This window comes from Rhodococcus pseudokoreensis, assembly GCF_017068395.1.
In the GTDB taxonomy this organism is placed as follows: domain Bacteria; phylum Actinomycetota; class Actinomycetes; order Mycobacteriales; family Mycobacteriaceae; genus Rhodococcus_F; species Rhodococcus_F pseudokoreensis.
On record NZ_CP070619.1, the window covers coordinates 4,295,380 to 4,307,566 of the forward strand.

The 12,187-nt window shown below is 68.1% G+C and carries 10 protein-coding genes and 1 tRNA gene; 8 read left to right on the top strand and 3 right to left on the bottom strand.

All coding sequences use genetic code 11. The annotated features are described in order from the left end of the window. Positions 1-224 precede the first annotated feature (224 nt). Positions 225-310: transfer RNA gene (locus JWS13_RS24905), tRNA-Leu, on the bottom strand. A 254-nt stretch (positions 311-564) separates the two neighbouring features. On the opposite strand from JWS13_RS24905, the gene JWS13_RS24910 reads away from it, so the two are divergent. The 7 genes from JWS13_RS24910 (at position 565) to pknB (ending at position 10,310) form a co-directional block, all read left to right on the top strand. Further along, positions 565-1,863 (top strand): DUF3662 and FHA domain-containing protein, encoded by a 1,299-nt coding sequence (locus tag JWS13_RS24910; protein WP_206008061.1) that lies wholly within the window; start codon positions 565-567, stop codon positions 1,861-1,863. A 256-nt stretch (positions 1,864-2,119) separates the two neighbouring features. Continuing rightward, positions 2,120-2,584 carry an FHA domain-containing protein FhaB/FipA gene (locus JWS13_RS24915; protein ID WP_087554963.1) on the top strand — a complete coding sequence of 155 codons (465 nt, stop codon included), beginning with the start codon at positions 2,120-2,122 and terminating at the stop codon, positions 2,582-2,584. Further along, positions 2,581-4,065 (top strand): PP2C family protein-serine/threonine phosphatase, encoded by a 1,485-nt coding sequence (locus JWS13_RS24920; RefSeq protein WP_206008062.1) that lies wholly within the window; start codon positions 2,581-2,583, stop codon positions 4,063-4,065. Before JWS13_RS24915 ends, JWS13_RS24920 begins: the two co-directional genes overlap by 4 nt. Next, complete coding sequence (locus JWS13_RS24925) at positions 4,065-5,519, top strand: FtsW/RodA/SpoVE family cell cycle protein (protein ID WP_206008063.1); 1,455 nt, start codon at positions 4,065-4,067, stop codon at positions 5,517-5,519. The genes JWS13_RS24920 and JWS13_RS24925 overlap by 1 nt, the downstream gene beginning before the upstream one ends. After that, positions 5,516-7,003: a penicillin-binding transpeptidase domain-containing protein gene (locus JWS13_RS24930; protein WP_206008064.1), complete on the top strand. Its 1,488-nt coding sequence runs from the start codon at positions 5,516-5,518 to the stop codon at positions 7,001-7,003. The genes JWS13_RS24925 and JWS13_RS24930 overlap by 4 nt, the downstream gene beginning before the upstream one ends. A 2-nt stretch (positions 7,004-7,005) precedes the next feature. Beyond that, positions 7,006-8,394 (top strand): protein kinase domain-containing protein, encoded by a 1,389-nt coding sequence (locus JWS13_RS24935; protein WP_206008065.1) that lies wholly within the window; start codon positions 7,006-7,008, stop codon positions 8,392-8,394. Then, positions 8,391-10,310, top strand: a complete 1,920-nt coding sequence (gene pknB, locus JWS13_RS24940) for a Stk1 family PASTA domain-containing Ser/Thr kinase (RefSeq protein ID WP_206008066.1) — start codon at positions 8,391-8,393, stop codon at positions 10,308-10,310. Before JWS13_RS24935 ends, pknB begins: the two co-directional genes overlap by 4 nt. A gap of 58 nt (positions 10,311-10,368) precedes the next feature. Here pknB and JWS13_RS24945 read toward each other — a convergent pair whose 3' ends face one another. Together JWS13_RS24945 and JWS13_RS24950 are read right to left on the bottom strand one after the other, a co-directional pair. After that, the gene (locus JWS13_RS24945; protein ID WP_087554957.1) at positions 10,369-11,022 is read right to left on the bottom strand and encodes an aminodeoxychorismate/anthranilate synthase component II; all 654 of its coding nucleotides are present in this window, start codon (positions 11,020-11,022) and stop codon (positions 10,369-10,371) included. 65 nt (positions 11,023-11,087) lie between these two features. Continuing rightward, positions 11,088-11,789 carry a DUF881 domain-containing protein gene (locus tag JWS13_RS24950; protein ID WP_206008067.1) on the bottom strand — a complete coding sequence of 234 codons (702 nt, stop codon included), beginning with the start codon at positions 11,787-11,789 and terminating at the stop codon, positions 11,088-11,090. Between the two features lie 119 nt (positions 11,790-11,908). Between JWS13_RS24950 and crgA the strand changes: the two genes are divergently transcribed. Continuing rightward, entirely contained in the window at positions 11,909-12,172 is a 264-nt protein-coding gene (gene crgA / locus JWS13_RS24955; RefSeq protein ID WP_005249082.1) for a cell division protein CrgA, read from the top strand. The last annotated feature ends 15 nt before the right edge of the window (positions 12,173-12,187 follow it).

Genomic DNA, 12,187 nt, shown 5'->3' on the forward strand with positions numbered 1-12,187 from the left:
GGGGTGGGGATGACACCACCCAGACCCGAAGAAGCACGTGGTGAGAGGTCGGCGTCTCGACGGGTGCGTACATGACCTGCGGACTGCCGGAGGGGATCGTCACGTACGTCAGCGTCGGCTGCGATCCGATCCGCGCCCAGTAGGCACTGATACCGCCGACGAAACGAGGCCACGAACTCCGTAGAGTTCGTGGCCTCGTTGTCGCGATTCCGAAGAATCGCCTGTGGTGGGCGAAGGGGGACTTGAACCCCCACGTCCCGAAGGACACTGGCACCTGAAGCCAGCGCGTCTGCCATTCCGCCACTCGCCCGAGCGACCCGGAAACATTAACACGAGGTCGCCAAAAATCACGATTCGTACAGGTCAGGCCCCGAAACGGCGACAAAAACACCCGTCCAGGCAAAGACCGATATCATGCAAGGGCGTGGACCCGTGTCTTGGCTCGAGGCAATGACAGTACCGTGGGATACGCGTACGGCAGCGGCGCGACACGGACGTGTCTCGTCACAGCCACCGCGCACGAGGACAGAAGGCCCGACCGACAGGCACCGTGAGGAGGTTCCGATGGGGATAGTTCAACGTTTCGAGCGGAAGCTCCAGGGAGCCGTTGGCGACGCGTTCGCCCGGGTCTTCGGCGGCGGCGTGGTGCCGCAGGAGGTGGAGGCCGCGCTTCAGCAGGAGGCCTCCGACCGGATCCAGCAACTGGACGGTGGGCATCTGCTCGCGCCGAACAGCTATGTCATCGCCATCAACAACTCGGACCACGAAGAACTTGCCGCCGACCGCGAGTTGACGGTCAAGGCCTTCGCCCGACACCTCGAAGACTTCATTCGCGACCAGGGCTGGCAGACGTATGGTCCCATTCATGTCGCGTTCGAACCGTCGCCTTCACTGCACACCGGGCAGTTCCGCACCCGGGGTTCGGTGGATCCGGACGCAGGCCGCCAGGGTGCGGCCACGCCGGGGCGACCCGAACCGCCACGCGGTCCCGCACCGCGACCACAGGCACCGTTTGTACCCGTCACGTCGAATCCAGGAGCTGGCCCCATGACGCAGAACTCAGGCTACGACCCCAGCCGCGAACCAGCGGGCAACCGCAATCCCGACCAGCAGTACGCGCGCAACGGTCATGCCCATGCAGGTCAGGACCAGCGGTACCCGCAGGGCTACCAGAACGGTTACGACCGCGGCGGCTACCAGCAGGGCGGCTACGACCAGCAGCAGTACCCCGACGACCAGCGCGGCGCGTACCCCCAGGATCAGGCCTACGGTCAGGCGTACGACCAGGGCGCGCAGGCTCCCGGCTACGAGCAGCCCGCGGACGCCGGCTACGACTACCAGCAGGGCGGCTACCAGCAGGACTACCAGGGCGGCTACGACCAGCAGGCTCCCGCGCGCCACCCGGACGGTTCCTACGCCGACGCCGGCTACCAGCAGGCGCAGGGCTACGACCAGGGTTACGACCGCGGCGGCTACCAGCAGGGCGGCTACGACCAGCAGCAGTACGACCAGCAGGGCTACGCCGACTACGACCAGGGCGGCTACGGCCAGCAGGCCTACGCACCGGACGGGCACACGTTCACGGCGACTCTGCAGCTCGAGGACGGCAGCGGACGCCACTTCCAGCTGCGCGAGGGCAACAACATCATCGGCCGCGGCCAGGAGGCGCAGTTCCGCCTGCCCGACACCGGTGTGTCGCGCCGCCACATCGACATTCGCTGGGACGGTCAGGTCGCGATGCTGTCCGACCTGGGTTCCACCAACGGCACCACCGTCAACGGTGCGCCGGTGCAGGACTGGCAGCTGGCCGACGGAGACATCATCCGGGCCGGTCATTCGGAGATCCTGGTCCGAATCCTCTGAGGCCCCACCGAGTTGGGACCCCGAGGACACAGCGCCGATACCCGAACCCGAACTCCCTCGCCGAGACACAACCGAGACGGCTTCGATACTGGACCGACATCGCGTCGGAGCCCGTGTCGGACGTAACACGGTGGGGACTCCGTATCGTTGTGGGCTGTCCGTATCCTGATCGCAGGGTGCGGGTTGCCCCTATGATGCTGCGAGAAAAAGACGCCGGAATCTCGACTGTTCCGGCCACAGAAGGAGGTGGACTGCCGTGCAAGGTTTGATTCTGCAACTCACACGAGCAGGTTTCCTGCTTCTGCTGTGGCTGTTCGTCTGGACCGTCCTGCGGGCGTTGCGAGGCGACATCTACGCCGGCTCCGGCGTACGTGTGCCGCCCCGATATTCGCGCAGCGGCAATGTTCTGCCGTCGCTGGGCAAGACGAAGACGGCCAAGTATCTGGTGGTGACGCAGGGCGGCCTCGCCGGCACGCGCATCACGCTCAGCACCCAGCCCGTCCTCATCGGCCGGGCCGACGACTCCACGCTCGTCCTCACCGACGACTACGCGTCCACCCGCCACGCTCGGCTCTCCCCGCGGGGCGCCGACTGGTACGTCGAAGACCTCGGCTCGACCAACGGCACGTATCTGGACCGCGCCAAGGTCACCACATCTGTCCGCGTGCCGCTCGGTACCCCCGTACGGGTCGGCAAAACGGTAATCGAGTTGCGCCCGTGACCCTCGTACTCCGCTATGCCGCCCGCAGCGATCGTGGCCTCGTCCGTTCCAACAACGAAGATTCGGTGTACGCCGGGGCCCGCCTGCTGGCGCTCGCGGACGGCATGGGCGGTCACGCGGCCGGTGAGGTCGCGTCGCAGTTGATGATCGCGGCCCTCGCGCATCTCGACGACGACGAGCCCGGCGAGGACCTGCTCGGCAAGCTGGAGGCCGCCACCCGCGAGGGCAACGACACCATCGCCGATCACGTCGAGGAAGACCCGGAACTCGACGGCATGGGCACCACGCTCACCGCAATCCTGTTCTCCGGCAACAAGCTCGGGCTGGTCCACATCGGTGACTCCCGCGCCTACCTGCTCCGCGACGACTCCCTCGCACAGATCACCCGCGACGACACGTTCGTGCAGTCGCTGGTCGACGAGGGCCGGATCACCGCCGAGCAGGCGCACACCCACCCGCAGCGCTCGCTCATCATGCGCGCCCTCACCGGAAACGAGATCGAACCGACGCTGACGGTCCGCGAGGCCCGCGCCGGCGACCGTTATCTGCTGTGCTCCGACGGACTGTCGGACGTGGTCAGCGACGAAACCATCGAAAACACGATGCGGGAGGGCTCACAGGACGAGTGCGCCGACCGGCTCATCGAACTGGCGCTGCGCAGCGGCGGCCCGGACAACGTGACGGTCGTCGTCGCCGACGTCATCGACCTCGATTACGGGCAGAGTCATCCCATCGTGGCCGGTGCCGCGTCCGCCGACGACGAAGAGGACACGCCGCCGCCCAACACGGCTGCGGGACGTGCCGCGGCGATGCGCCCGCCGCGTGCCACCCCGAAGCGGGTGGTCCCGCAGGTCGAGGAACCGCCGACGAAGAAGAAGCGTCACCGCATGTGGTGGGCTGCACTCGCGCTCGGTCTGATCGTCGTGGTCGCCGTCGCTGCCTTCGTGGGGCGGGCTCTGGTCCGCAACAACTACTACGTCGGCGCCGACGGCGAACGCGTCACCGTGCTGCGTGGAGTTCCCGGTTCGGTGCTCGGATACTCGCTGCAGGAGGCGAATCTCGTCGGCTGTGTCAGCGATTCCGGCGACCTGACGTTGATGTCGCCGACCGAATCGCCGAACGGGTGCACCATCCTCGAGGTCGACGACCTCCAGCCGTCCGCCCGTGAGCAGGTGCGTGCCGGGCTGCCCTCGGGCAAGCTCGACGACGTCCGCAACCAGATGACACGGCTCGCGCAGAACGATCTGCTTCCGGTGTGCGAGTCGGAGACGGCCACCACCACGACGACCACCCCGGCGCCGAGTCCCGCTCCGACGCCGGCACCCGCGCCCGTCCCGGAGACCACGCCGCCGCCCGCTCCCGCACCCGCTCCGCCGGCAGCGTTGCCGGCACCGGAGACGCCTGCACCCCAGACCCCGACCGCCACCCCGGCGCCGACCGTGACCCAGGTTCCCGGTCAGAACTGCAGGACGGCTAGCTGATGTCGGTCGCAAGTGCATCACCGGGGGCGCAGTTTCCCAGTCCACCCGGCGGGTTCGCGCCAGCCCCCGTCCAGTCGACGCGCCGGGGCACCGAGCTGATCCTGATCGGTTTCGCGATCCTGATCACGACGATCTCGCTGGTGCTGGTGGAGGCCAGCCAGGAACAGAGCATCACCTGGGACCTCGCCAAGTACGCCGCCACCTACTCGGCGCTGTTCCTGATCGCGCATCTCGCGGTGCGCCGGTTCGCGCCGTACGCCGACCCCCTGATCCTGCCGATCGTCGCGCTGCTCAACGGCCTCGGCCTGGTGCTGATCCACCGGCTCGACCTCGCCGACGCACAGTCCGCCGCCTACTTCGGGCTGCCCGTCCCGTCGCCGGACGCCAACCAGCAGGTGCTGTGGACGACGCTGGCCATCGCCGGTTTCGTGGCCGTGCTGGTGCTGCTCAAGGACTACCGCCTGCTCGCCCGCTACAGCTACACCCTCGGACTCGCGGGACTGGTTTTCCTCGCCATCCCGGCGATCCTGCCGTCGAGCTTCTCCGAGGTGAACGGCGCGAAGATCTGGATCCGTCTCCCCGGCTTCAGCATTCAGCCCGGCGAGTTCGCGAAGATCCTCCTGATCATCTTCTTCGCGTCCGTCCTCGTCGCGAAGCGCGACCTGTTCACCACCGCGGGCAAGCACGTGTTCGGTATCGACCTTCCCCGTGCCCGCGACCTCGGGCCCATCCTCGTCGCGTGGATGGTGTCGGTGGGGGTGCTGGTGCTGGAGAAGGACCTCGGCACGTCGCTGCTGCTGTTCAGCACCGTGCTCGTGATGCTCTACATCGCCACCGAACGCGTCGGATGGCTGCTGATCGGCGTCGGGCTGCTCGGCATCGGTTTCTTCTTCGCGTACCAGCTGTTCGGTCACGTCCGGGTCCGGGTCAGCACCTGGCTCGACCCGCTGGGCGACTACAACAACACCGGCTACCAGATCTCGCAGTCGCTGTTCGGGCTCGCGACCGGCGGCGTCGCGGGGACAGGGCTCGGCAGCGGCAGACCCGCCCAGGTGCCGTTCGCGAAGACCGACTTCATCGTCGCGACGATCGGTGAGGAACTCGGACTCATCGGTCTCGCCGCCGTCCTGATGCTGTTCCTGATCCTCGTCATCCGCGGTCTGCGCACCGCGCTCGCCGTCCGCGACAGCTTCGGCAAGCTGCTCGCCGCCGGTCTGTCGTTCACGATCGCAGTGCAGGTGTTCGTGGTGGTCGGCGGCGTCACCAAGCTGATCCCCCTCACCGGTCTGACCACGCCGTTCATGTCGTACGGTGGGTCGTCCCTGCTCGCGAACTACCTCCTCCTCGCGATCCTCATCAAGATCTCCGACGCCGCCCGTGAGCCGGCCGTCCCGAAGAAGAAGGGGCCCGCACCCATCGCCGACGCCCCGACGGAGATGGTGCCGCGCTCATGAACACACCTCTGCGTCGTGTCGCGATCGCCGTCATGGTGATGGTGGTCGCGCTCCTCGCCAACGCCACCTACGTCCAGGTCATCAAGGCGGACAACCTGCGGGCCGATCCGCGGAACTCGCGCGTGCTGCTCGACGAGTACTCGCGTCAGCGCGGCCAGATCTCGGCGGCCGGGCAGGTGCTCGCGGCGTCCGTGCCGACCGACGACCGCTACAAGTACCTGCGCACGTACCCGCCGAACCCGGCGGCGCCGTCGAGCCCGCTGGCCAACGCACCGGTCACCGGTTTCTACTCGATGCAGTACGGCAGCACCGGACTCGAGCGGTCGGAGGACCCGGTCCTCAACGGTTCCGACAACCGGCTGTTCGGGCGTCGCTTCTTCGACCTCGTGTCCGGACGCGACCCGCGCGGCGGCAACGTGGTGACCACCATCAACCCGGTCATGCAGCAGGTGGCGTACGACCAGCTGACGGCGAAGGGCTACACCGGTTCGGTCGTGGCGATCGAGCCGAGCACCGGACGCATCCTCACGATGGTGAGCACCCCGAGCTACGACCCCAACTCGCTCGCCAGCCACGACGGCACCGAGACCACGCAGGCGTGGGAAGCGCTGAACGCCGACCCGGAGAAGCCGCTGATCAACCGCGCGGTGTCGCAGACGTACCCGCCCGGTTCCACGTTCAAAGTGGTGGTCACCGCCGCGGCGCTCGCCGCCGGAACCACCCCCGACACCCAGCTGACCGCGGCCCCGCAGATCACCCTTCCCGGCACGTCGACGACGCTCGAGAACTACAACGGCTCCACGTGCGGCGGCGCACCCACCGCGTCGCTGCGGGAGGCGTTCGCGCGGTCCTGCAACACGGCGTTCGTCGAACTCGGCGTCAAGACCGGAGCCGACGCCGTCGGCGACCAGGCCAGTGCACTCGGCATCGGCGGGCAGATGCCCGGCGTCCCGTTCCCCGTCGCCGACAGCACCATCGGGTCGATCCCCGACGACGCCGCGCTCGGCCAGAGCAGCATCGGCCAGCGTGACGTGGCGCTCACCCCGCTGCAGAACGCGATGATCGCGGCTACCGTCGCCAACGGTGGAGTGCGCATGCAACCCCAGCTGGTGTCGGAACTGCAGAGCCCGGACCTGTCCAACCTCGCGACCACCAACCCGGTGTCCGAAGGCCAGGCGATGTCGTCTCAGGTGGCGGCTACCCTGACCGATCTGATGATCGGCTCCGAGAACAACACCAGCGGCGAGGGCAAGATCCCGGGCGTGCAGATCGCGTCCAAGACGGGCACCGCCGAGCACGGAACCGACCCACGGAACACCCCGCCCCACGCCTGGTACATCGGATTCGCACCCGCCCAGAACCCGACCGTGGCCATCGCGGTCATCGTCGAGGACGGCGGAGATCGTGCACTGGCCGCAACCGGCGGCTCGGTGGCTGCACCTATCGGCCGTGCCGTCATCGCAGCCGGACTACAAGGGGGCTGATTGTGGCACTGAACAACGGCGCGCTGATCGCCAATCGATACCGCCTGATCCGGCTCATCGCCACGGGCGGAATGGGACAGGTCTGGGAAGCGACCGACAACCGGCTCAACCGTCGTGTCGCGGTGAAGGTGCTGAAGTCCGAGTTCTCGTCCGACCCGGAGTTCGTCGAACGGTTCCGCTTCGAGGCGCGCACCACCGCGCAGCTGAACCATTCCGGCATCGCCGGGATCTACGACTACGGCGAGGTCCGCGACGCCACCGGCGACTCCACCGCCTACCTGGTGATGGAACTCGTCAACGGTGAGCCGCTGAACGCCGTCCTCGCGCGGGTGGGCCGTCTCGCGGTGCCGCACGCACTGGACATGCTCGAGCAGACCGGGCGGGCGCTGCAGGTGGCGCACGACGCCGGAGTCGTGCACCGCGACGTGAAGCCGGGCAACATTCTGATCACCCCCACCGGTCAGGTGAAGATCACCGACTTCGGCATCGCCAAGGCCGTGGAGAACTCGCCGGTGACGCGCACCGGCATGGTGATGGGCACCGCCCAGTACATCGCGCCCGAGCAGGCGCTCGGCCAGGACGCCACCGCGGCCAGCGACGTGTACTCTCTCGGCATCGTCGGCTACGAGGCGCTGTCGGGACGGCGCCCGTTCATCGGCGACGGCGCCATCACGGTGGCGATGAAGCACGTGCAGGAAGCGCCGGCACCGTTGCCGAACGACCTGCCACCGAACATCCGCGAGCTCATCGACATCACGATCGCGAAGGATCCGAGCACCCGCTACGCCAGTGGCGGAGAGTTCGCCGACGCGGTCGCGGCGGTCCGGGCGGGCAGGCGGCCTCCGCCGCCGGGCGTGTCGGGTACCGGGGCGGGGCGGGTGCTGCCCCCGCCGATGACCGGTGCAACCCAGATGATGCCGCCCTCACAGACCGCGTACGCGGGTCCGGTCACCGGGCAGGTGCCGCCGGACGACCCGAACGGTGACGGCAAGAAGGGCGGGTTGACCAGCGGCCAGAAGGCCATTGCCTGGGGTGCAGGTGGTTTGATCCTGCTGGCGGCGATCATCGCGCTCGCACTCGTCCTGTTCGACGGTGGTGACACGAAGGAACCGACGTCGCCGGCGGTGACCTCGTCGCTGCGGACGATCACGACGACACCGCGGCCGACGACCACGACGACGACCGAGGAAGAGACGACCACCACCGAGCCGCCGTACACGACGACCACCACCACCGAGCCGCCGTACACGACGACCACCACCACAGCACCCACCACCACGACGACAGAGCCGACGACGACTACCACCACGACCACCACCGCACCCACGACGACGACCACGACGACCACGTCGGAGGAGTCAACTACTCCGACCCCACAAGGACAGCCATGACGACACCGCGCAACCTCTCCTCACGCTACGAGCTGGGTGAGATTCTCGGCTTCGGTGGCATGTCCGAGGTCCACCTCGCCCGGGACGTCCGGCTCAGCCGCGATGTCGCGATCAAGGTCCTGCGTGCCGACCTGGCCCGCGACCCCACGTTCTACCTGCGGTTCCGCCGCGAGGCGCAGAACGCGGCGGCGCTGAACCATCCGGCGATCGTGGCCGTCTACGACACCGGCGAAGCGGAAACCGAAGCGGGACCGCTGCCGTACATCGTGATGGAGTACGTCGACGGCGACACGTTGCGCGACATCGTGCGCGGCGAGGGCCCGATGGCGCCGCGCCGGGCGATGGAAGTCATCTCGGACGTGTGCGCGGCGCTCGACTTCAGCCACCGCAACGGCATCGTGCACCGCGACGTGAAGCCCGCCAACGTGATGATCAACCGTGCGGGTGCGGTGAAGGTGATGGACTTCGGCATCGCGCGGGCGATCTCCGACGCGTCCAGCCCCATGACGCAGACGGCCGCCGTCATCGGCACCGCCCAGTACCTGTCGCCCGAGCAGGCCCGCGGCGAGCAGGTCGACGCCCGATCCGACGTGTACTCGCTCGGGTGTGTGCTGTTCGAGATCCTCACCGGCGAACCCCCCTTCAAGGGTGACTCCCCGGTCGCGGTCGCGTACCAGCATGTGCGGGAGGACCCGCAGACGCCGTCCGTGGTCAACCCGGACATTCCGCGTGAGCTCGACTCGGTGATCCTCAAGGCGATGAGCAAGAACCCCGCCAACCGCTACCAGACCGCCGCAGACATGCGCAGCGACCTGGTCCGGGTTCTCGGCGGGCAGCGCCCCAGCGCGCCGATGGTCATGAGCGACGAGGACCGCACCACGATCCTCGGTGCCGTCGACTCCGGCGCCGGGAACTACCGCCGCCAGCAGACCAACACGCAGACCGCGGCGTCGAAGACGGACGGCGGCGAACCCGACAAGAAGAAGAACCCGATGCGGCTGGCGCTGATGGCGCTGGGCGCCCTCGTCGTCGTCGGCATCGTCGGCGCGTTCCTGTGGTCCGTGGGCCCGGGTTCGAAGGCTGATCAGGTGACCATGCCGGACGTCACGAACCAGGCCGCGGACGACGCCGAGACGACGCTGCAGAACCTCGGTTTCCGCGTCTCCCGGCAGCAGAAACCCGACGCCGTCGTGGCGACCGGCAACGTCATCACCACCCGGCCCGTCGGTGGTGTGCAGGTGGACGAGGGCAGCACGATCACCCTCGAGGTGTCGTCGGGCCCCGAACAGGTGAAGGTCCCGCGGCTCGCGGGCCTGACGCAGCAGGAAGCCCAGCAGGAACTGAATGCGGTCGGTCTGCGGCTCGACACCGCCGTCGCCCGCGCCCCGTCCGACCCTTCCGACGTCGACAAGGTGATCCAGCAGGACCCGTCCTCCGGGGCGAGCATCTCCCTCGACTCCGAGGTCGCCATCACGCTGGGTACCGGACCTGAGCAGATCCGAATCCCCGACGTCACCGGCCAGAAGGTCGAGGTCGCGCAGGCGAACATCGAGGGCGCCGGTTTCAAGGCGCAGATCCAGAACATCGACTCCGGTGCGCCGAAGGGCGAGGTCGTCTCCACCGATCCCGTCGGCGGTTCCACTGCCGCCAAGGGCGACACCATCCAGATCCGGGTGTCGAACGGCAACAACATCGAGATGCCCGACCTGACGGGCAAGACGGTGTCGCAGGCGCTCGCGGCGCTGCGCAGCGCCGGCTGGAGTGGGTCGTCGGCTTCGGTGAATCAGACGCAGACGTCCACACTGGACCCGGAGATGGTCGGCAAGATCATCAGCCAGGAACAGCCGCCGGGATCGGAGATCACCAAGAACGGTGTCGTCTCGGTCGGTGTCGGCGCGCTCGGCATCCCGCGGTAGGCGCTCCGCGCCCGTGCGCCTTTCTGGTTGCTCCAGCTACCGGAAAGGCGCACGGGGGCTATGCCCCTAGAGCTTGCGCGACCTCGGCTTCGAGCGTGGCGACGAGGGATTCCTTCGGGGCGTCACCGCAGACGGTGAGCCAGTTGGCAAGCATGCGGTGCCCGCCCTCGGTGAGTACGGACTCCGGATGGAACTGGACGCCGTGGATCGGCAGTTCCCGATGCCGCATCGCCATGACGATGCCGCTGTCGGTGTGAGCGGTGACCTCGAGTTCGTCCGGGATGGTGTCTTCCAGGACGGTCAGCGAGTGGTAGCGCGTGGCGGTGAACGGGTCGGGCAGACCCGCGAGAACGCCCTTGCCGGTGTGGTGGACGACGCTGGTCTTGCCGTGCAGGAGTTCGGGGGCCCTGTCGACGGTCGCGCCGAACGCGGCGCCGATCGCCTGGTGTCCGAGGCACACGCCGAGGAGCGGCGTGCCTGCCGCGGCGCAGGCCGTGACCAGGTCCATCGTCGCCCCTGCGCGCTGCGGTGTGCCGGGGCCGGGGCTCAGGAGGATGCCGTCGAACTCGGCCGCTGCGGCCGCGATCGCGTCGGGCCCGGTGAGGTTCGGATCGTCGTTGCGCCAGACCACGGCCCGGGTTCCCAGCTGTCCGAGGTACTGGACCAGGTTGAACACGAAGCTGTCGTAGTTGTCGACGACGAGAATCCTCATGGGAGCAGGGTATTCTGCCCGCCCCGACCCTCGCACGGCCGGGGACGGTTCAGCGTCGGTTCGGATCAGTGGCCCGCGTACCCGGGCACGGACAGTTGGCCGGACGCGGCCTCCGAATAGCCGAGGCCGAACCGCGTCGCGTACTGCTTGAACACGCGGATTCCGGGTTCGTTGGCGAGTGCCGCCTCCAGTCGCGCCGGATCCCCGATCGCCGACATCACATAGGGCGGGCTGTACGTGCGGCCGTGCAGCAGCAGGGTGTTGCCGATGCAGCGCGGCGCGGACGTGTTGACGATCCGCTGGTCCTGCATGCCGACCGCCTCGGCGCCGCCCACCCACAGCGCGTTCAGCACACTCTGGACGTCCTGCTGGTGAACGACGAGATCGTCCGGCGACGCGTCGACGGGGTATTTGCCGTCCGCGTCACGGGGGGCGTCGGTGAGGGTGACGGTGACGCCCGGACCGGTCATCGGTGTGAGCCCGGCGTCCGTGGCGAGCGCCTTGCTGTCGGCGAGGGCCTGCGCGACACCGCTGTCGGACGCCGCCGCGTCCTGCTGCAGCGACTCCACCTGGGCCGCCAGATCGTCGCGGGCCTCGGCCACCTGGTCGGTCTCGGACTGCGCGTTCCGCACGAGGTCGGACAACCGGGTGGAATCACCGGCCCGGATCTCGTTGCCGTGCGACACCTGGCGGGTGGTGGCCACCAGCAGACCGGCCACGAGACACACCACCAGCACCGCGATCCGCCAGAAGATCGACCTGGTCACCGGTGTTTCCGTCCCCTCGTCCTCGCCGCACGAATCGCGGCTACGTTAGCGTGTACACACGCAGGTATTTCCGAATCTACCTGCCCACATTCCCGTAGAGCCGCACGAACGAGGACGTCATGCCGAAGTCGAAGGTCCGAAAGAAGACCGATTACACGATCAACCCTGCGAGCCGCACCCCGGTGAAGGTGAAGGCCGGCCCCTCGAGCACCCTGTACGTCTCGGTGATGCTCGGGTTCATGCTGGTCGGCCTGGTGTGGCTTCTCGTCTACTACCTGGCCGCCGACCAGCTCGAGTGGATGAACAACCTCGGTGCCTACAACTTCCTCATCGGGTTCGGCTTCATGGTGGTCGGGCTGATCATGACGATGCGCTGGCGTTGACGATCACAATTACAC

Bases quoted from the DNA above. Each gene is read 5' to 3' on its own strand.
- JWS13_RS24910 (WP_206008061.1), top strand. From the start codon at position 565: ATGGGGATAGTTCAACGTTTCGAGCGGAAGCTCCAGGGAGCCGTTGGC.
- crgA (WP_005249082.1), top strand. From the start codon at position 11,909: ATGCCGAAGTCGAAGGTCCGAAAGAAGACCGATTACACGATCAACCCT.
- JWS13_RS24925 (WP_206008063.1), top strand. From the start codon at position 4,065: ATGTCGGTCGCAAGTGCATCACCGGGGGCGCAGTTTCCCAGTCCACCC.
- pknB (WP_206008066.1), top strand. From the start codon at position 8,391: ATGACGACACCGCGCAACCTCTCCTCACGCTACGAGCTGGGTGAGATT.
- JWS13_RS24945 (WP_087554957.1), bottom strand. From the start codon at position 11,022: ATGAGGATTCTCGTCGTCGACAACTACGACAGCTTCGTGTTCAACCTG.
- JWS13_RS24930 (WP_206008064.1), top strand. From the start codon at position 5,516: ATGAACACACCTCTGCGTCGTGTCGCGATCGCCGTCATGGTGATGGTG.